A 19,864-nucleotide genomic window follows, 5' to 3' on the forward strand; every position below is an offset into this window, starting at 1 on the left:
TCTATCTCCGTGCAGCGCGGGTCAACAGCTGATCGAGCAGGGTGAGGGCCAGATCGATTTCGCTGTTGCTGATCATCAGGTTGGGAGCGAGCGTAATGACGTTCTTATGGTAGCCGCCGACATCGAGCACCAGACCATAGGTCTTGCCATCGACAACCATATCACCCTTCATGCCCTCGTCCGACATCCAGTCGAGCGTTGCCTTGTCGGGGGTAAACCCGTCCTCCTTGCAGACTTCCATCCGCAGGGCGAGGCCGAGACCATCGACGTCTCCGACGATGGCGTGACGCTTTTCGAGAACCTTCAGGCCATCGAGGAAGCGGGCGCCTTTTTCCATGACGCTGGCGCCAAAATCACCCTCGCCGACCATTTTCATGGTTTCCAGCGCAACGGCGGTGCCCATCGGATTGCTGGCGAAGGTCGAATGGGTCGAGCCGGGCGGGAAAATCGTCGGATTGATCATTTCCTCGCGCGCCCAGATGCCGGACAGCGGATTGAGACCATTGGTAATGGCCTTACCGAATACCAGAACATCAGGCGACACGCCGAAATGCTCGATCGACCACAGCTTGCCAGTGCGATAGACGCCCATCTGGATTTCATCGACGACCAGCAGGATGCCGTGGTCATCAAGCACTTTCTTCAATCCGGTGAAGAAATTCATCGGCGGAATGACATAGCCACCGGTACCCTGGATCGGCTCGACATAGAAAGCGGCATATTCGGATTTACCGGCCTTGGGGTCCCAGACGCCGTTATATTCGCTTTCGAACAGGCGGGCGAATTTCTGTACGCAGACCTCACCATATTCTTCCTTCGACATGCCCTTTGGGCCGCGGAAATGATAGGGAAACTCGATGAACTGGGCGCGGTCGCTGAAATGGCCGTAGCGGCGGCGGTAGCGATAGCTTGAGGTAATCGCGCTCGCGCCGAGCGTGCGGCCATGATAGCCGCCCTCAAAGGCGAACATCAGGCTTTTGCCACCGGTGAAATTGCGCACCAGCTTCAGCGAATCCTCGACAGCCTGTGAGCCGCCGACATTGAAATGCACCCGGCCCTTATGGCCAAACTTCTGCTCGGCATCGCGGGCAATCAGCGCGGCAAGCTCGACTTTTTCCCGGTGCAGATATTGAGATGCCACCTGCGGAAGCTGGTCGAGCTGACGATGGGCCGCATTGTTCAGCCGCTCGTTGCGATAGCCGAAATTGACGGCGGAATACCACATTTGCAGGTCGAGAAACGGCGTCTGGCTGGCATCGTAGACGAAGGAGCCTTCGCAGCCTTCGAAGAATTTCGGCTTATCCGTATAATGGACGGTGTCGCCATGAGAACAATAGAGGTTCTCGAGTTCTCTCAATTCGTCTTCCGAAGGTGAGACGACAGGTGGTTCGGCAATCTTGAGCGTTGCACGCATGCTCTTGTTTTCCCTAAGCTATTTTTGATGCAGGAACAGTGGTCACAGCAGCACCAGCCCCAATCGCCAGGGACTTGGTCTTCAAGGTCTTGAGTGCGGCTGTGATATCGGTGAAATCGCGGTAGGCGATGAAGGGGATCCGGTTTTCCTGGCAATGGACCGCCAGTTTGTATTTGGCGAAGATCAGCTTGGCGGCATGGCTGGAGACGCAGAAATCCGAGCGGCCATCGCCGATATAGATGTGATCCGCATCGCCGGAGCGGATGACGTTGCATTTGCAGACACCCGATCCGGTGACGCAGTTTTGGCTGGCAAAGGGATGGTCGAGGTCGAAAACCGTCGGGTTGCCGCAGGAGGGTTCCAGCATGCGGTTGGCAACCACTTCGATATCGTTGATGCCGTGATGGCTGAGAACACGGCGAATGAAATAATCGACACCGTCGCTGACAATGGTCAAACGAATATGGTTCTGGAGGCAGAACCGGCGGAATTCGGGAAAGCCAGCGTCGATTTCGACGTCGCCGAGAAACCGATCAATCTCATGGCGATAGGCTTGCAACAGACGGATCTGAGCCCGCATGCATTCAGCGGAATTGATCTCTCCCGCTTCCCATTGTTGTTCGATATCGGTCCATTCAGGCAGGGCGAACCGCTCCAGGACGAGGTCAGTGACGTCCTGTTTCGATATCGTGCCGTCAAAATCGCAGAAAGCTTGCATGGTGGTTCCTTCAATCTGTGAAAGAACCCTAGAACCGGGACCTGAAAGCTGGATTAGACGAAAATGAAGTGAAACTTAAATGTCGATTTTTTTTGCCAACCAGCCTCGGCGTGTCTTCGTTGACTTAAAAATTATGCTTTATAATCATTTACTTGCATCCTATGACTGCAACCCGCCGATCAAGCCGCAGTGAGCGTCCCCGCTGGCACAAGCAGGTCCATGCGCAAGCCATAGCCCCAGTCCGGCACACCCAATTCGATATCAACCGAAAGGCGGCCCGCAATTGCCGCAGCAATGGCAAGGCCAAGCCCGGTCCCCTCACGCTCTGTTGTCGGCAACCGGTAGAATTGCTGGAAAACCTTGTCGCGATGCTGAACAGGAATGCCCGGTCCGCTGTCATTGACTGAAACGCACCAGCAGTCCTCTTTGGACGTAATCATAACCTCGATTGCACCGGCATCCGGCGAATATTTGATGGCATTGTCAACGACATTGTCGATCATCATTCGCAACAAGGTGCTGTCAGTCGCCACCAATGCCTCTTCATCGCCAGAAAGCTCTACCTGCAAACGTCTGTCGTTGAAGATTGGTCCGAAATCCGCCAGCGCCTTGGCAACCAGATCGAAGAGATTGGTCTGTTGCAGGTTCAGAGGCTGGTGGCTAACGCGGGCCAGATTGAGCATCTGCTCGATCAGATGCATGGCTCGCTCATTGCTGGCGGTCAGATCCTTCATCAACGCCTGTCGCTCTTCTTCTGAATCGGACCGTTCGATCAATTGCAGCAGCAGTTTTATGCCAGCCTGCGGCGTACGCAATTGATGAGCGGCGAGATCGGCAAAGCGGCGCTCGAGCGTCAGGGATATGCGCAGCTTTTCCATGAACTGATTGAGCGAGCCGACCAGAGGAATGAGGTCGCGCGGCAAACCATCGGTGGAAATTGCCGAAAGATCGTCCGGCGTACGCGACCTGATCTGACGGACAAGCACCCGGATATGATTGAGGCCGTTATGAATGACGAACCACACAACAATGGCGATGGCCGGAACCAGGATCATCAATGGAAAGGACAGATTGAGAATGATATTGGCGACCAACCCGTCGCGCAGTGCCATTTTCTCGGCAACTTCAATGGTCACGGGAGAATTGGGAATGGGCAATGTATAAACCCGCCAAGCCTCACCGTTTAGCTTGAAATTGGAAAAGCCGCGTTTGAATTCCGGGACGGACTCGGGAAAGGAATTGCTGCTGACCATGACCAGATGCCCATTTCTCCAAGCCCGAAAGGCGTGAGCATCGGCGTAGTCGTCCGCATCCTCGTTCAGGGACAGCTGGTCGTCCATGTTGAAATCCAGATCTGGGATCTGGACGATCGGCTTGTCCTCATTCTTGGCCAGCGGATGGTTAAGCAGGACCCAAAGCGTGTTGGCGTCGTTGATCAACTCCGCATCATAGATATTTTCGATCTCGCGGTCGGCGCTTCGATATGCAAAGGCGCCGACCAGCGCAATTGTAATGATCAGTGTCGGCAGAATTCTCAGGAACAGTCTTTGACTGAGTGTCACGTGTCACCGCTCGACCATATAGCCGACGCCTCTGATGGATTTGATGAAATCGGCGCCCAATTTTTTGCGCAGACTGTAGATCGTCACTTCTATCGTATTGCTCTCAACCATGGCCGAAATATCGTAAAGAGCGTATTCGATATCGCTTTTGGTGACGTAGCGCCCAGCACGCTCCATCAGCAGCTTGAGCAGATGGAACTCCTTGCCAGCCACATGCAGGGGCGTGCCATTCTGGCGGGCGATCATCGCGGATGGGTCAAGCTCGACATTGCCGCAACGGATCAAGGTCTCGGTGCGCCCTTCATACCGGCGGGCAAGCGCTCGAACACGGGCCAGAAGCTCGTCCAGATCGAAAGGCTTGACCAGATAATCGTCGGCCCCTTCATCCAGCCCCTCGACCCGCGAGCGGATACTGTCGAGCGCCGTCAGCAGCAGAACAGGAACCTTGTTGCCGCTGGCACGCAAGGTTCGAACCACCTCGAAACCGCTGGCCTTCGGCAGGTTTACATCCAGAATAACAACGGCATAGTCATTATCCTGAATGGCCAGCAGCCCGGTTTCGCCATCCCGCATCAGGTCCACGCCATAGGCGTGTTTCTCAAAGGCCTTCTTCAGGGAAGAGCCCAGAATGACGTCGTCTTCGACCACCAGAATCCGCAATGCCGATACTCTCACATATGCTGTGCCCGGCACAGAAACGTCCAAACGTCCACTCCAGGCTAATCGCGCATTCTACTGCACAGTTTGTGCTGCAAATCGAGTCACATTTACGCAAGGAGCTGGATCGGCGCAGGGTCATCGTCTTTCGTGAGCCTTTCAGCGAACACCCGCCAGATCCAGTTCCGCGGCACGATGGCAACGCACGGCATTATCGCTGCCAGCTAGCGCCTCCAGCTGCGGCTCCACCTGGCGGCAAATGTCGGTGGCATAGGGACAGCGGGGATGAAAAACACAGCCGGAGGGCGGCTTGGCGGCATTGGGGATTTCACCCTTGAGGATGATCCGCTTCTTGGCGGCATTGGCGCGGGGATCGGGCTGCGGCACAGACGACAGCAAGGCCTCAGTATAGGGATGGCGCGGCCTGTCAAACAGGCTTGCCGTATCGGCAATTTCCACCAGCCTGCCCAGATACATGACGCCGACGCGGTTGGCGATATGCTCGACCATCGACAGGTCATGGGTGATGAACAGATAGGTCAGGCCGAACTGTTCCTGCAAATCCTGCATCAGGTTGACGACTTGGGCCGCGACCGAAACATCCAGCGCCGAAACTGCTTCGTCGGCGGCGATGAAACTGGGATTGACGGCAAGCGCCCGGGCAATGCCGATACGCTGGCGCTGACCGCCGGAAAAGGCATGCGGATAACGGCTCATGAATTCGGGGCGAAGACCAACGAGCTTTAATAACTCTGCCACCCGGTCCTCGATTTCCGATTTCGCCACCTTCTTGTTGATCAGCGGCTCACCGATAATTTCCAGCAGCCGCAGGCGCGGATTGAGCGATGAATACGGGTCCTGAAAGATCATCTGGACCTCGTCACGCAGCTCGCGCATCTCGGCATTACCCGCCTTGGCGATATCGATCAGCGAACTATTGCGGCGACGGAATGTCACCCGACCCTCCGTGACCGGAAAAGCCCGCAGCAGCAGCCGGGCGACAGTGGATTTGCCCGAGCCGCTTTCGCCGACCAGTCCCAGGGTCTCCCCTCTGCGCAATTGAAAACTGACATTCTCCACCGCACGCACGGCGCCGGTCTGTCGTCCGAGAAAGCCGGAATGGATCGGGAAATGTTTCTTCAGATCGGCGACATCCATCAGGAGGTCAGGTGCCATGGATAGCTCCGTCATCGCGCGGCACTCCCTGCTTGCATCGCTTCCGCAACAACATGACAACGGGCCATCCGCTCGTCATCAATCCGGGTGACGGCTGGGTATATCCGGCGACAGTCCCCATCCCTGGCAAGCCCGCATCTGGGATGAAACACGCAACCGTCGGGCAGGTTGAAGGGATCGGGGATCATGCCGGGAATGGTGTTCAGCCGGTGCTGTTTTGCGGCCCCAAGCCTTGGAATAGAATTGAGCAATGCCCGCGTATAGGGATGTTTCGGATCGTAGAAAATATCCTCCGTCCTGCCCGTCTCCACAACATTGCCGAGATACATCACCGACACCCGGTCAGCGATATCCGCAACCACACCGAAATTATGGGTGATGAAGATGATCGACATGCCAAGCTCTGCCCTCAACTCCTTCAGCAAATCAAGGATTTGCGCCTCGGTGGTGACGTCCAGAGCTGTCGTCGGCTCGTCGGCAATCAGCACCTGCGGGCGGCAGGCGAGCGCAATGGCGATCATGGCGCGCTGGCGCATGCCACCGGAAAGCTGGTGCGGATAGCTGCGCATCATCTCATCGATGCGCGGCAGCCGAACCATATCGAGCACTTCCCTGGCACGCTTTTCGGCATCCGCCTTGCTGCCTTGGCTGTGCAGCAGGATCGGCGTCATCACCTGATGGCCAATGGTATGGACCGGCGACAATGCCGTCATCGGCTCCTGAAAGATCATGCCGATCCGGCCACCGCGCAGGGCGCGCATGTCGCGGCCATTGCGATCCAGCTTGGCGATGTCGGTCGTCTTGCCGGGAACCCCATTGAACAGAATCTGGCCATCGGAGATCTTGCCGACCTTGGGCAGCAATTGCATGATGGCCCGCACCGTAATCGATTTTCCAGAACCACTTTCCCCAACGATGCCAAGCACTTCGCCCGGCATCAGTTTCAAGCTGACGCCATCGACTGCCCTGACCACGCCTTCTCTAACCTGAAAATGAACCTTGAGATTATCGATCTCGATAACAGGCTTTTCGTTCTCTGCGGGCATGTCTTCACTCATTTGCTATAGGGATCGGCTGCGTCGCGCAGGCCGTCACCAAGGAAATTGAAGGCTAGGACGACAATGACGATGGCCGCCCCCGGTGCCAGCAACCAGGGTGCCTGCGAGATTGTCCGCAGGTTTTGCGCCTCTTGCAGCAGCACACCCCAGCTGACCACCGGCGGACGCAGGCCAAGGCCAAGAAAGCTCAATGCCGTCTCCCCAAGGATCATGTCCGGCACGGAAAGGGTCAGCGCGGCGATGATATAGCTGGTCATCGAAGGCAGCATGTGCCGGGTGATGATCTTCGCTTCAGATGTCCCGCAAAACCGGGCGGCCAGCACGAAATCCTCGTTCTTTACCGACAGGAACCGGCCCCGTACGGTGCGGGCCACATAAGTCCAGCCGATCAGCGACAACAGCAGTGTCACGAGGAAATAGACAAACAGCGGGTCCCAGGTGATCGGCAGAGCTGCGGCAAGCCCCATCCACAGCGGGATGGTCGGAATACAGCGCAGAAACTCCATGCTCCGCTGGACGATATTGTCGGTGATCCCGCCGAAATAGCCCGAAATCGACCCCAATGTCAGCCCGAGAACGAAGCTGACGGCAACGCCAATCAACCCGACCGATAGCGAAATGCGCCCGCCATAGATCAGCCGCGACAGCACATCGCGTCCCAGCGTATCGGTGCCGAGCAGGTTGATCTTGTCCTGCCCCGCAGCACCAAACAGACGCAGGTTCCCCTCGATCAGGCCCCAGAATCGATAGGTCTGTCCCCGGACGAAAAATCGGATTGGCACGATCTTCGACGTATCCGGCTTGTACATCGGCTTCAAGGTTACGGGATCGCGGGTGCGGGTCGTCGCATAGACGAAGGGACCGTGGAAATTTCCTTCCTCGTCAAACAGATGCAGTGCCTGGGGCGGCAGCAATGTCGTACGGGCATTGCCCTGGAATGCATCATAGGGCGCCGTGAATTCGGCTAGTCCGGTGACCAGATAGGCCAGGATGAGGATAATCCCCGAAACCATCGCCACTTTATGGCGCTTGAAGCGCCACCACATCAATTGCCGGGGGCTGGCCTGGTAGAGTTTTTCCGCGCGCCCCGCCTCGGGTCGGGCCTCATCCATGTCGTTGAGCGTTACATTGGTCATGGTCTGCTCCTATCGGTAGCGGATGCGCGGATCGGAGATCGCCAGCAGGATATCGGACACAATGGTGCCGAGGATCGTGAAGACGCCGAGAATGAGGATGAAGCTTCCCGACAGATACATATCCTGGCTTTGCAGCGCGCGCAGCAGCAGCGGTCCGGTGGTCGGCAGGTTCAGGACCACGGATGTGATGACATCCCCGGAAATCAGCGCAGGCAGCGCCCAGCCGATTGTGGAAATGAACGGATTGAGCGCCACCCGCACCGGATAGCGCCAGATAACGCTCCATTCCGTCAGGCCCTGCGCCATCGCGGTTTCGACATAGGGCTTGTTCAGTTCGTCCAGCATATTGGCGCGCACAATGCGGATCAGGCCAGCCGCACCGCTGGTCGAAAGCACCAGCAGCGGAATCCACAGATGGCCAAGCATGTCGATGACCTTGGCAAGGCTCCAGGGCGCATCCTGCATCTGTGGCGAAAACAACCCGCCGACATTCATGCCCATCCAGGAATAGGCCAACCACATCAGGATCAGGGCCGAGAGGAATTCCGGAAAGCCTCGGCCGAGAAAGCCGAAAACGGTGAAGAAATAGTCAAGGAACGAGTATTGGCGTGCAGCCGCATAGACACCAATCGGGATGGCGATCACCCAGGTCAGCAACAGCGATGAAAAGGAGATTGCCAGCGTCAAGGCCAACCGGCCCCAAATCAGGTTTGAGACCGGCTGATTGTAGGTCAAGGAGGTGCCGAAATCGCCGTGCAGAACGATATTGCCGATCCACTGCGAATATTGCTCATACATCGGACGATCCAGTCCGAGTTGATGGCGCAACCGTTCCTCGGTGCCGTCAGGCGGGGTGTCGCCATTCGCCCGCATTTCCGCGACAAGCGCTGTGGCGTAATCACCCGGAGGCAGCTGGATGACCGTGAAGGCGGCGATGGAAACCAGGAACAGCATGGGAATGGCCCAGGCAAACCGGTTCAGGATATAGGATGTCATCGCGTCCTCTCGACAGTTGGCACCGTTCGGTCACGCCCCGGCGGAAAAACCCGGCAAGGCAGCGGCCTGCACAGGGCAGGCCACCGCTGCCCGATCACTTCTTGAAGTAGAGTTGGGCGGGAATGGCGTTGCCTTCATTGCGCAGCGCCTCTTCATTGGTCATCACATCGGGGAAATTGCCGATCTTGTTGCTGACCACGAAGGGCGTCACGGATTCGCCGACGATACCGATCATCCAGACATTAGCCTTCATCACATCGATCATCTCTTTCATGTGCTGATTGGCTTCGTCCATGGTCTTGGAGCTTGCCGCCGCCGTCCAGGCTGCAAATAGCTTGCGGATCGGATGGTCCTTCGGCGGTTCCGTGCCGCTCTTGCCATTGGAATTATACCATTCGAAATAGGCGTTGGCGTAGGATTCCCGGCCAAGCAGCAGGGTCGGATCGGCCTGCGGCATTAGCAAGCGGTCGGCATAGGCGGTGATAATGTCGAAATCGCCAGTCTTGATGTGCTGAAGGCTGGCGGTTTCATCGACGGAGCGGATCAGCCCTTCGATACCGATCTGCTGCCAGCCCTGGCGGATCACCTCGACCATCTCAGGCGGGATGTTCTCATCGATGGTCTGGATCACCAGGCTGAGTCGCTTGCCGTCCGGCCCGGTGCGGAACCCGTCGGCACCCTTTTTCAGGCCGATCTCATCCAGCAGCGTATTGGCGCGGTCCACGTCGAGAGCTGTCCATTTGGTCTCGAATTCCGGATCGTAATAGGGAGAGCTTTTGGCAGGCGCCGCTGCCCTTGGCACGGCCAGGCCGGAAAACACGGTTTCGTTGACCGCTTCACGATCGATGGAGATACTGAGCGCTTCACGGAACCGGATATCGTCGAACAGCTTGCGCTTCACCTCGTCCGTATCGTTGATATTGGGAATGATCGCCAGGTTTTCGCCGCTCTTCCAAGGGTGAACGGTGTAATTGCCAGCCTTTTCATTCTCTTTAAGCAGCGGGTAATCCCGCGCCTCGACAAACCGCGACTGGAAGTCGATCTGGCCCTGGACGATCATCAGGCCAACCGCCTGATGATCCTGAAAGAGCTTTGCTTCGATCCGGTCGATATAGGGAAGCTGGTTTCCGGCCTTGTCGGTTGCCCAGTAATAGGGATTACGCTCGAAAACAATGGTGCTGGCCGGTGGCGGCGTCACCACCTTCCAGGCGGTTACGACAGGCAGATCCGGGTTCAGCCACCAGGCCTGGATCACGCCCTTCAGATCCCAGAGCGCCCGCCAGTTGGGAACACCCTTGGCCTTGACGATGGCATCCAGCTCTGCCGGCGTGCTGTATTTCGGCAGAAATTTCTTCAGATAATGGGCTGGCTGGATAAAGCTTGGCTTGTCGAGGCCCGGCCATCCCGTCGATTGAACCGCCAGAACATAGGGAAACAGCGCATAAGGCTGGGCGAAGCTGACCTTGAACGTATGCGCATCGACAATATCAAGCTTCATCGGCTTGCCGCCGGAAAACAGGAAGCCGGGAGGGCTGGGATTGAGATCGGTATTGAGGAACAGATCCTCATACCAGAATTTCACATCTTCCGTTGTGACCGGCACGCCATCGGACCATTTCATGCCATCGAGCAGCGTGAAGGTAAATTCGGTGGAATCGGCATTGGCCGACCAGCTTTCAACGAAACGCTGCACCAGATCGACCTTGCCGTCGGACGATTGCTGCAACTTCAAGGCGCGTTCTTCAATCAGCTTGGTGGAACCCATGCGGTCGCCGATGCCGCTATAGGCGCGCCGGAGCGTGCCGCCATAGGTGCCGATCTCGTTATAAACAGGGATTATGGCGGGCTTCTTGGGAAGGCGCTGTTCGACCGGCGGGAGCTTGCCCGCATCGACCTGGCTCTTCAGCATCGGCGCCTCGCCGAACGCATAGGCATTGCTCAGCGACAGCATGACGCCAAACCCACCGCCAACCCATTTCAAAACGCTTTTCTGCATCGAACTTCCTCCTGATGGCCGCCGGTGAACGCAAGCTTTGGTTCACGCAATTGCACGGGCCGGTTTCACCTTGCTGTTCCCTTGCAGGTGAGACGGCGAATGATGGGAAATACAGCGCCATGCGGTCACCACATCCACAAAATCGCTGTAGCATTTTCTTTCGCCTGCATAATCTCCCGCTCGAATCCTGAAGACCCGACGCAATCATGCAGTATGTCATCGTCTTGTCCGGACACCTCCGCCAGGCAAAACCGGATCACAAACGCCCTGGAACTTCTTAATTGGTTCGTTGACATGACGAACGAAATAGGATTTGCCGTTATGTGTCAAGCGAATTCGTGGAGCGGCGTGAAAGCCCGCCAACCAGCGCGATTGCATTGGTCGGGTCGAGATTTGAGTGGCAACCAGGCGATGTCCTGCCTCTTAGCGAGAGAGACTTGACAGGGCAAATATCACCTCATAATAGTTCGTCAACACACCGAACAAAACAGGAAATGCAATTGTGCCCAACTCGGCGAAGCATTTGCTAACCACCGAAAGCTCCCGCGAAAACGCTAGGGGGCGTGACCGGGTCTCTGGCCGCAGCCTCGGCAATGGGTGGGTTATCGGCATCGACCTTGGCGGCACAAAAATTCTGGCCGGTATTGCCCGTACCCAGGAACAGATCATTGCCACACGCGAAGAGCCCACCCAGCACGGTGAAGATGCACCTGTTCTCGCGCAAATGGCAAGACTGATTACGGCTCTCCTGTCGGACGCCGGTGCGTTGGCGCAAGAGTTGGACAATGTCGTGATTGGCGTTCCGAGCGCCGTCGATCCTCAAACCGGCCTCTCGTCGCTTTCTCCCAATCTGGCTCTGCCGGTTGACCGTCCCCTCGCGGACCTGATGTCGCGCTTCGTTTCCTGCCCGGTGACGGTGGAAAATGATGTCAATCTCGCGGCCTATGGCGAAGCATGGGCAGGTGCGGGTCAAGGGCTTGGCTCACTTGTATTCGTTTCGTTCGGAACCGGCGTTGGCATGGGCATTGTCCTGGATGGAGAGCCCTGGCGTGGGGCGGCTGGCCGGGCTGGCGAAATTGCCTACCTGCCTGTGGGCGCGGCACCTCATGAGACAGCCCCCTTGTCGGAAAACGGACTTTACGAGGATGGCGTCGGCACCAGCGGCATCCGCCAAAGGTTCGCAACAGACGGCGAGACCGTTGCCGAACTGTTTTCGCTGGCACGATCAGGCAATAAACAGGCCCGGTCTGCTATCGATAGCGTGGCAAAACAGGCATCGATCGGTATCGCCGCCGTGCATGCGCTGCTGGACCCGGCAGTCACGGTGATTGGCGGCGGCATCGGCTCCCAGCCAGAATTCTTCACGCTTCTACAGGCGCATCTGCAACCCTTGCTGCCCTTCGAAAGCCCGTTGAAACAAAGCAAGCTCGGTGTGCAGGCAGGGATGATTGGCGCTGTGGCGCTGGCCTTGAAAAACCGCGTCCCGCATCCCGGACAATCCGATGCGAAAAACCTATAACAGACAGGGGAGAGACATGGATAAAGCCAAGGCAAAGGCACGGCCAGACGGACTTGTCGAAAGCGAATTGCCCCTGCAATTGGCGTTCATGGCACCGCGCCTGCAAGGTGATTTTCTGCCGGAAGGACGGCTTGAACTGTCACTCTGGGGTTGCGGCCGGATCGCAAACATCGCCCTTCACCCTTGGACCGGGCCGTTCATCTACGCGCCGAACCAAATGACTGGCAAAGACCATGGCCTCTATGTCGCCCAATCCGCCCCGGTCCTGGTGCTGACCGGCAGCCATTTAAAATCCGCACGCCCGGCCCGCCGCTGCGCCTGGTGGGGCACGCTGACCAAGCCGGAAAAAGTGACGCGCAGCGGGGCAAGGCGGATCATCCGTACACCATGGGGCGTGGCCATTGTCGAAGACAAAGGCGACGGCGTGATCGTCATTGCCGCAGGTGCCAGCGACGCGGAAGCCGAACGGGGCATGGCCCTGCCCGTTGAGACGATCATCGCCGAGAGCAAAGCGCATGTCACGCGCTGCGACCTGCTGCCCCAAGCCCCACCGTTGATGCGCAGCATGGCAATCCAGAGCGCCCACGCCTCGCTCTCCAGCATTCGCCGTGCCGAAGACGGTTCCTTTCTGGGGCTTGCCGCAGGCCAGGCCTATAGCGCCCCGACCCGCACCTATTACCGCGACGGCTACTGGACCTTGCAGGCCCTGCTGCATCTGGAACCGGAGGCCGTCCGTGGCCAGATCGACCTGCTGGCAACCGGTATCCAGCCCGATGGCGAAAGCCCGAGCGGCGTCATTCTGACCGGTCCGAAACAGGGCGAGGAGTGGGAGAAATTCCGCACGACGTCTGATGACTACAAGATGGAACATCTGCGGCGCACCGATTGGTGGAGCGATCATTTCGACAGTCCGCTGTTCTTCATCCTGACGATTGGCGATTATATCCGCACCACCGGCGACACAACCGTCCTTACCCGTCACTGGAAAACCATCGAAGCGATTTTCCGCCGCTATCAGGGCTTCGACACGGCTGGAAACGGCTTGCCCATCAAGCCACGGCACGACCGTGACTGGGCCGACAATGTCTATCGCCATGGCTATGTCGCCTATGATCTCGGGCTCTGGCTCGGCGCGCTGGATGCGATTGCTAAATTCGGCATTCATCAGGACGAGGCTTTGGCCAAAGAGGCAAAGCAGACGGCAATCACCGCCCGCGCATCGCTGGACGAAGCGCTTCTCACCCCCCATGGCTGGTATGCCGATTACGGCCTGAAAAGCGATTTCGTCGAAGATCACCTGACACTCGACAGCCTGACGCTCCTGCGGTTCGATGCCGTTTCGGATCAACGCGCCAAAACCGTGCTTGACCATGTCGCCGCCCTGCTGGAAACCCGCAACAATGCCCGCCAGCCCTATGGCGACTGGGGTGTGATGTGCGCCTGGCCGCCCTTCAAGCGACCCGCTGATACCCGCGCCAAGTCCGCCTTTGCCTATCGCTATCACAATGGGTCCGACTGGCCCTATCTTTCCGGTCTCTATGCCGAACAGCGGCTAAAATATGGGATGGATGGCTGGGATTATCCGATGCTGCGCTGGTGGCAGACCAGCCTTGAAAACGGCTGGATCGGCTCGGTCGAGTATTTCTCACCGCCCTTCGGGCGCGGTTCGCTGCTTCAGGGCTGGACCGGCATGCACGCCGCCGCCATCCTGCAATACAGACCGCAGGTTGAAGCGGCGATTGCCACTGGCCACATCGCCTGAGACGAGGAGCCATTTGCAATGGCTACTCGGGCTTATGGGGCTCCTATTGCCTTCTCCCAGGGCAGCTCTGAATAGCAGGATATATGTCGTCACGATAATATGCCTGCATCTATACGTTGACATCAAGTCGCATACTAACATATCACTATCTTCGGGAGCCCTTTCTGAGGGTGGAAATCTGGGAGGATATGTTGGTGACGATCAATAGAAGAACATTCATGGGCACGGCTGCTGGTGTGGCCGGGCTCGGCCTGTTGCCGCGTCTTGGCATAGCGGCCCCCAAACAACCGGCAAGTCCTGTCACGGTTACCGTCGCTGATGTGGCCGGCAATCTGGCGCTGACCCAGGGCATGTTTGAGAAATATGCCGCGGCAAAGCCGCAATGGGTGTCGCGCTTTGCCTTCACAAAGGCCCCGGCCCCGGAACTGCCATCAAAGCTCAAGGCGCAGCAGGCAGCCGGAAAAGTCGATATCGACCTGGTACTGACCGGTACGGATGCGCTGGCCGCTGGCCTTTCTCAAGGGCTTTGGGTCGATTTGTCCGCCCATAAGGCAGACCTGCCCGATCTTGAGAAAATTCTGCTGCCGCAGGCCTTCAAGATGCAGGCGCTGGCCCAGAACCAGGGCGTCGTCGTCACCTATTATCCGTCTGGGCCGTTGATCGAATATATGCCTGACAGGGTCAAGCAGGTGCCGGGCACTGCCGAGGAACTGCTGGCCTGGACAAAGGCCAATCCCAAGCGCTTCATGTACGCCCGCCCCGCCAATTCCGGCCCAGGCCGGACATTCCTGATGGGCCTTCCTTACCTGCTGGGTGATAAGGACCCGAAAGATCCGGTCAATGGCTGGGCCAAGACCTGGGATTACCTGAAGGCACTCGGCGAAAACGTCGAATATTACGGCACCGGCACCACGCAGGTGATGAAAGAGCTTGGTGAAGGTACCCGCGATATCGTCGTCACCACCACCGGCTGGGATATCAATCCCCGCGTGCTCGGCATTGTGCCGGAAGAAGCCAAGGTGGCGACCCTCAAAGGCTTCCATTGGGTCACCGACGCCCATTACGCCGTCATTCCGAAGGGTGTTTCGGAAGAAAAGCTCGCCGTCCTGCTGGATGTGATCAATTTCATTCTTCAGCCGCAGCAACAAGCGATTGCCTTTGATGATGGCTATTTCTATCCCGGCCCGGCGGTCAAGGATGTGACGATTTCCATGGCGCCCCAGAAGAGCCAGGACGCCATCGCCGAATTTGGCCGCAAGGAATATGACGGCTGGATCGCCAACAACCCGCTTGAAGTCCCGCTCGACCCGTCGAAAATCGTCGATGCCTTCCGCATCTGGGACGAAAAAATCGGCGCCGCCAAGGGCTGAGCTTTTGCCCCGCCGGGCCTTTGCCCCGCAGAGCCTTGGCGCGGCGGGGCCTATACGCAGTCTCTCACATATTTTTCCCTCGGATCTCCGGGTTCGGGGAAGCTTGCCTATGATTTTTCCGCAGACAGGAGAGTAACGTGGTCGCGCCAGCCCCCTTATCGACGCAGGCTGCCCAGCCCAAACAGGGGGCAAAGCTTGAGCTTGTCGCCCTTCGCCGCGCTTTCGGCGCCTACAAGGCGCTGGACGGTATTGATCTCGCCATCGAGCCGGGCGAATTCATCGCGCTGCTCGGCCCTTCCGGCTGCGGAAAATCCACGGCGCTGAACTGTATCGCCGGGCTTCTGCCGCTAACCGGTGGCGAAATCCGGATCGGCGGCCAGCGCATCGACCAGTTGGAGCCGGAAAAGCGCGGGTTTGGCATGGTCTTCCAAAGCTACGCCCTGTTTCCTCATATGACCGTGCGGCGCAATGTTGGCTTCGGCCTGTCCATGCAAGGCATCAAAGGCACGGAAGCCGACCGTCGCATCGAAGCAGCCCTCGATCTGGTGCGTCTCGGTTCGCAGGCGGATAAATTGCCGGGACAACTCTCCGGCGGCCAGCAGCAGCGTGTCGCCATTGCCCGCGCTATCGTCATCCGCCCGCCGGTCGTGCTGATGGATGAGCCGCTTTCCAACCTGGATGCCAAGCTGCGGCTGGAAATGCGCGCCGATATCCGCGCCATTCACGACCAGATCGGCTCCACGACCATCTACGTCACTCATGATCAGGACGAGGCGCTGTCGATGGCCGACCGGATCGTGGTGATGAGCCAGGGCCATATCCGCCAGATCGGCACGCCGGAAGATCTTTACATGCGCCCAAACCATGTCGATGTCGCCGATTTCATGGGCTTTCGCACCCGGATTGCCGGGCGGGTCACAGCCGTATCCGGTGATGAGGCCCAGATCGAAGCGGCGGGCGCAACCACTGTCGGCACCCCCCGCCAGCCGGTTCAGGTCGGCGATGCGGCTGTGCTCAGCGTCAGGCCCGAGGATATGATCGCCGTCCGGGATGGCAGCGGCATTCCAGTGACCGTCAAATCCATGGAATATCGTGGCAGAGCCTATTTTGGTGCCGCAGAAGCCAGCGACGGCGCAGAGGTTCATTTTCGCTCGGATATCTTGCTACCACGCGGCACCGTCACCAGCGTGCGTCCGGCAGAAGGCCGGGCGCTGATCTTTAAGGGGGATGCATGAGCCAGTCTTCCCTTCGTGTCTCGCTTGCAGCCAGGGGAATAGACGGCACGACGCTGCTGGTCCTGCCGGGCCTGCTGGTCATCCTCGCCTTGTTCATCTATCCGTTCATCTATGGTGTGATCGACTCGCTGACACCCACCGACGGCGCATGGTACACCAATTACGTCACCTTCTTCACCGATCCGTTTCAATACAAGACCATTTCCGCCACGCTTTGGCTGGCGCTGCCGGTCACGGTCGTGAATCTGGCGCTTGCCTTGCCGATTGCCTTCCGGGTGCGGCTGATGACACGCCAGCGTTTCCTGACCACCATTCTCGTGCTGCCGGTGACGCTCGGCACCGTCTTCATTGCGGACGGCCTGCTGACCTTTCTCGGCCCCCAAGGCTGGTTCAACCGCAGCCTGATCCTGATCGGCATTCTCGATACGCCAATCAAGCTCACCAACAATTACTGGGGCGTGTTTGCGTCGCTGCTGATTTCAGGCTTCCCCTTCGCCTTCCTGCTGACGCTCTCCTACGTCACCGGCATCGATCCGGCTATTGAACAGGCAGCGGCGACATTGGGGGCCAATGCCCGCAAGCGCTTCATGAGCGTGTTTTTGCCGCTGCTGGTGCCGGGTCTTGCCGTCACCTTCTGCCTGTCCTTCGTGCAGGCCTTCGCGGTGTTTCCGTCCGCCGTTCTGCTTGGCGCACCCGCCGGGCCAACGCGGGTGATCTCGATTGCTGCCTATCAGGCCGCTTTCGAGCAATATAATCATTCGCTGGGCTCGGCCATCGCCATCATCATGGGCGTTATCGAACTGGCAATCGTCGCGGCCATCCTGGCCTTGCGCTCCCTCTTCTATCGCGGCCCCGTCGCCGGAACGAAAGGCTAGATCATGATCCGCGATCAGGGCATCGGCTCAAAACTCTGGCGTATGGCCGTCTGGGCGCTCGCCGGGTTGTTCATTCTCAACCTCGTGGCGGTGATTGCATCCGTGGTGGTCAATTCCTTTGCCCGGCGCTGGCTGGGCACCTGGCTGCCGACCGGCTGGACGACGCGGTGGTATTCCGATGCCTGGAGCGAGTTTCAGCTATCCAGCGTCGTTGCCGTCACCTTCCAGATCACTTTTACGGTGGTGATCATTTCCGGCCTGCTCGGAGTGATGACCGCCTATGCGCTGGCGCGGCGGGATTTTCCCGGCAAAAAGCTGGTCATCCTCACATTCCTGCTGCCGCTTCTGGTGCCGCCGCTTACCTATGGCATTCCATTGGCAACGGTTCTCTATCAGGTCGGCCTTGGCGGGAGCTTCTGGGGCGTGGTGCTGATCAATCTCGTGCCGTCGCTGCCCTTCGTCATTCTAGTGATGATCCCCTTCATCGAGCAGATCGATCCACGCATCGAGGCCGCCGCGAAGGTCTTCGGCGCCGGTACCTGGAGCCTGTTTACCCGCATCCTGCTACCGCTACTGTTGCCGGGCATGCTGGCCGCCCTGCTGCTGGTGCTGGTGCGCACCATCGCCATGTTCGAGCTGACCTTCCTGATTGCCGGGCCGACGACGCAAACGCTGGTCGTCTCGCTCTACTATGCAGTCTTTGCGTCCGGGGTTCGCGCATCGCAATCCATTGATGCGATGGCGGTGGTCTATATGGTCACCACCCTGTTCTGGCTGGTCATTGCCCTGCAATTCGTTAGCCCGACGCAAATCGTCGCCAGAGCAAAACAGCAACCGACGGCGTGAAGCTTTCTACTGCGCCGTGCTAGACAGGCGACGCAGTAGATTAGCCTGTCATCAATCAGACGAAAAATCTTCACGCAAGCGTCATGGAAGCGTAGTCGAGCCATCACAAATGCCCGCTAGAAACCCCTAAATTTCCGGGGGTAAAGCGGAATTGTTTTCCTGAAAACGAGGCATTTGCGATGAAAAACTACGCTTTGAAAACCGTGCTGGCCGGCCTGCTGGCTGCCACGACGCTGGGGGCAGCACCGGCCATGGCCGAAAAGGTCAAGTTCGAATTCTGGCATGGCCTGAGCGGCGACCTTGGCGAGCGCGTCCAGGACGCCTGCCGCAAGTTCAACGACAGCCAGGCCAATTTCGAAATCGTCTGCACCTCTCAGAACGATTACGATACCACGCTGCAAAACACCATTGCCGCCTACCGCGCCAAGAAGCAGCCAGCCATTGCCCAGATCTACGATGCCGGCACGCTGGACCTGATGTTGTCCAAGGCCTTTATTCCAGCCAAGAAGCTGATGGCCGACAATGGCTACAAGATCGACTGGAACAATTATTTCGGCGGCATCGCCAATTACTACGCCACGGCTGGCGGCGAATTGCAGTCCTTCCCGTTCAACTCCTCGACCGCGATGTTCTATTATAATGTCAGCGCGTTTGAGAAGGCTGGCATCACCTTCAAGCCGGATACCTGGGAACATGTCGAGGAAGCAGCCCGCAAACTGAAGGCCGCTGGCTATGAATGCCCGCTGGGCTTCAATTTCGATCCATGGTCGATGCTGGAACAGTTTTCCGCCATCCATAACCAGCCAATCGCCACCAAGGCCAATGGCTATCAGGGTCTCGATTCCGAACTGGTGTTCAACAAGACCAAATTCGTCGATCATGTAAAATTCTTCAAGAAGATGCAGGATGAGAAGCTGTTCGTGGTCAAGACCAAGCAGCTCGGCATGGATGTCGTTCCGGCCTTCACCTCGCAGACTTGCCAGATGATCCAGTCGTCGATTGCCGACCACGGCACCGTCGGCAAGACACTGCCCGCTGACGTCAAATGGGATGTCGCCATGCTGCCGGTCTGGAAGGGTACGGAGCGCCAGAATTCGCTGGTGGGCGGTGCTTCGCTCTGGGTTCTCGCCGGTCGTCCGGAAGCCGAATACAAGGGGGCAGCCGCCTTCCTCAACTTCCTCGGTCAGCCGGATATGGTACAATGGTGGTCAACGGTCACAGGCTATATTCCTGTCACCAAGACCGGTTTCGATGCCATGAAAGCCAATGGTTTCTACGATAAGGCACCTTACAAGGGCCGCGAACTGGCCATTGCCAGCCTGACCTACACGCCGACATCCGATACCAGCCGCGGTATCCGCCTGGGTAGCTTCACCCAGATCCGCAAGGAAGTCTCGACCTCGTTTGAGGCGATCTTCATGCAGAATGCCGATGTGCAAACCCAGCTGGACCAGACGGTCGAGCGCGGCAATGCCATCCTGCGCCGCTTTGAGAAAACCTATGCCGGTCAGAAGCTGAACTAAGCCTCAGCTGCCCTTGCTCCC

The 19,864-nt window shown here is 58.1% G+C and carries 16 protein-coding genes; 7 read left to right on the top strand and 9 right to left on the bottom strand.

Going from position 1 to position 19,864, the window contains the following annotated elements; translation table 11 throughout:
* Position 1: 1 nt before the first annotated feature.
* The 9 genes from H1Y61_RS18535 to H1Y61_RS18575 form a co-directional block, all read right to left on the bottom strand.
* Entirely contained in the window at positions 2-1,414 is a 1,413-nt protein-coding gene (locus tag H1Y61_RS18535) for an aspartate aminotransferase family protein (RefSeq protein WP_180574993.1), read from the bottom strand.
* 13 nt (positions 1,415-1,427) lie between these two features.
* Positions 1,428-2,132, bottom strand: coding sequence for an MtnX-like HAD-IB family phosphatase (locus H1Y61_RS18540; protein ID WP_174112511.1), 705 nt, complete (start codon positions 2,130-2,132; stop codon positions 1,428-1,430).
* Between the two features lie 179 nt (positions 2,133-2,311).
* Positions 2,312-3,694 (bottom strand): sensor histidine kinase, encoded by a 1,383-nt coding sequence (locus H1Y61_RS18545; RefSeq protein ID WP_180574994.1) that lies wholly within the window; start codon positions 3,692-3,694, stop codon positions 2,312-2,314.
* A 3-nt stretch (positions 3,695-3,697) separates the two neighbouring features.
* Positions 3,698-4,354 (bottom strand): response regulator transcription factor, encoded by a 657-nt coding sequence (locus tag H1Y61_RS18550; RefSeq protein WP_180575204.1) that lies wholly within the window; start codon positions 4,352-4,354, stop codon positions 3,698-3,700.
* A gap of 156 nt (positions 4,355-4,510) precedes the next feature.
* Complete coding sequence (locus H1Y61_RS18555; protein ID WP_180574995.1) at positions 4,511-5,542, bottom strand: ABC transporter ATP-binding protein; 1,032 nt, start codon at positions 5,540-5,542, stop codon at positions 4,511-4,513.
* Entirely contained in the window at positions 5,539-6,573 is a 1,035-nt protein-coding gene (locus H1Y61_RS18560; protein ID WP_235680936.1) for an ABC transporter ATP-binding protein, read from the bottom strand. Before H1Y61_RS18560 ends, H1Y61_RS18555 begins: the two co-directional genes overlap by 4 nt.
* Before the next feature lie 8 nt (positions 6,574-6,581).
* The gene (locus H1Y61_RS18565) at positions 6,582-7,721 is read right to left on the bottom strand and encodes an ABC transporter permease (RefSeq protein ID WP_180574997.1); all 1,140 of its coding nucleotides are present in this window, start codon (positions 7,719-7,721) and stop codon (positions 6,582-6,584) included.
* Positions 7,722-7,730: 9 nt separating this feature from the next.
* Positions 7,731-8,717, bottom strand: coding sequence for an ABC transporter permease (locus H1Y61_RS18570; protein WP_174112506.1), 987 nt, complete (start codon positions 8,715-8,717; stop codon positions 7,731-7,733).
* 94 nt (positions 8,718-8,811) lie between these two features.
* Positions 8,812-10,713, bottom strand: coding sequence for an ABC transporter substrate-binding protein (locus H1Y61_RS18575; protein ID WP_180574998.1), 1,902 nt, complete (start codon positions 10,711-10,713; stop codon positions 8,812-8,814).
* Between the two features lie 502 nt (positions 10,714-11,215).
* Between H1Y61_RS18575 and H1Y61_RS18580 the strand changes: the two genes are divergently transcribed.
* The 7 genes from H1Y61_RS18580 (at position 11,216) to H1Y61_RS18610 (ending at position 19,843) form a co-directional block, all read left to right on the top strand.
* Entirely contained in the window at positions 11,216-12,232 is a 1,017-nt protein-coding gene (locus tag H1Y61_RS18580; protein ID WP_235680937.1) for an ROK family protein, read from the top strand.
* A 16-nt stretch (positions 12,233-12,248) separates the two neighbouring features.
* Positions 12,249-13,994 carry an amylo-alpha-1,6-glucosidase gene (locus H1Y61_RS18585; RefSeq protein ID WP_180574999.1) on the top strand — a complete coding sequence of 582 codons (1,746 nt, stop codon included), beginning with the start codon at positions 12,249-12,251 and terminating at the stop codon, positions 13,992-13,994.
* A 194-nt stretch (positions 13,995-14,188) separates the two neighbouring features.
* On the top strand, positions 14,189-15,364 hold the full coding sequence (locus H1Y61_RS18590) for an extracellular solute-binding protein (RefSeq protein WP_174112503.1): 1,176 nt from the start codon (positions 14,189-14,191) through the stop codon (positions 15,362-15,364).
* A gap of 137 nt (positions 15,365-15,501) precedes the next feature.
* Complete coding sequence (locus H1Y61_RS18595; protein WP_180575000.1) at positions 15,502-16,599, top strand: ABC transporter ATP-binding protein; 1,098 nt, start codon at positions 15,502-15,504, stop codon at positions 16,597-16,599.
* Complete coding sequence (locus H1Y61_RS18600) at positions 16,596-17,474, top strand: ABC transporter permease (RefSeq protein ID WP_180575001.1); 879 nt, start codon at positions 16,596-16,598, stop codon at positions 17,472-17,474. The genes H1Y61_RS18595 and H1Y61_RS18600 overlap by 4 nt, the downstream gene beginning before the upstream one ends.
* Positions 17,475-17,477: 3 nt before the next feature.
* Positions 17,478-18,320, top strand: a complete 843-nt coding sequence (locus H1Y61_RS18605; RefSeq protein WP_180575002.1) for an ABC transporter permease — start codon at positions 17,478-17,480, stop codon at positions 18,318-18,320.
* Between the two features lie 179 nt (positions 18,321-18,499).
* Positions 18,500-19,843 carry an extracellular solute-binding protein gene (locus H1Y61_RS18610; RefSeq protein ID WP_180575003.1) on the top strand — a complete coding sequence of 448 codons (1,344 nt, stop codon included), beginning with the start codon at positions 18,500-18,502 and terminating at the stop codon, positions 19,841-19,843.
* Positions 19,844-19,864: the final 21 nt, after the last annotated feature.

The organism is Agrobacterium vitis, assembly GCF_013426735.1.
GTDB lineage: Bacteria > Pseudomonadota > Alphaproteobacteria > Rhizobiales > Rhizobiaceae > Allorhizobium > Allorhizobium vitis_D.

Excerpts from the sequence above, each read along its gene's own strand:
- H1Y61_RS18535 (WP_180574993.1), bottom strand. The coding sequence starts at position 1,414 with ATGCGTGCAACGCTCAAGATTGCCGAACCACCTGTCGTCTCACCTTCG.
- H1Y61_RS18540 (WP_174112511.1), bottom strand. The coding sequence starts at position 2,132 with ATGCAAGCTTTCTGCGATTTTGACGGCACGATATCGAAACAGGACGTC.
- H1Y61_RS18555 (WP_180574995.1), bottom strand. The coding sequence starts at position 5,542 with ATGACGGAGCTATCCATGGCACCTGACCTCCTGATGGATGTCGCCGAT.
- H1Y61_RS18560 (WP_235680936.1), bottom strand. The coding sequence starts at position 6,573 with ATGCCCGCAGAGAACGAAAAGCCTGTTATCGAGATCGATAATCTCAAG.
- H1Y61_RS18565 (WP_180574997.1), bottom strand. The coding sequence starts at position 7,721 with ATGACCAATGTAACGCTCAACGACATGGATGAGGCCCGACCCGAGGCG.
- H1Y61_RS18570 (WP_174112506.1), bottom strand. The coding sequence starts at position 8,717 with ATGACATCCTATATCCTGAACCGGTTTGCCTGGGCCATTCCCATGCTG.
- H1Y61_RS18575 (WP_180574998.1), bottom strand. The coding sequence starts at position 10,713 with ATGCAGAAAAGCGTTTTGAAATGGGTTGGCGGTGGGTTTGGCGTCATG.
- H1Y61_RS18585 (WP_180574999.1), top strand. The coding sequence starts at position 12,249 with ATGGATAAAGCCAAGGCAAAGGCACGGCCAGACGGACTTGTCGAAAGC.
- H1Y61_RS18600 (WP_180575001.1), top strand. The coding sequence starts at position 16,596 with ATGAGCCAGTCTTCCCTTCGTGTCTCGCTTGCAGCCAGGGGAATAGAC.
- H1Y61_RS18605 (WP_180575002.1), top strand. The coding sequence starts at position 17,478 with ATGATCCGCGATCAGGGCATCGGCTCAAAACTCTGGCGTATGGCCGTC.
- H1Y61_RS18610 (WP_180575003.1), top strand. The coding sequence starts at position 18,500 with ATGAAAAACTACGCTTTGAAAACCGTGCTGGCCGGCCTGCTGGCTGCC.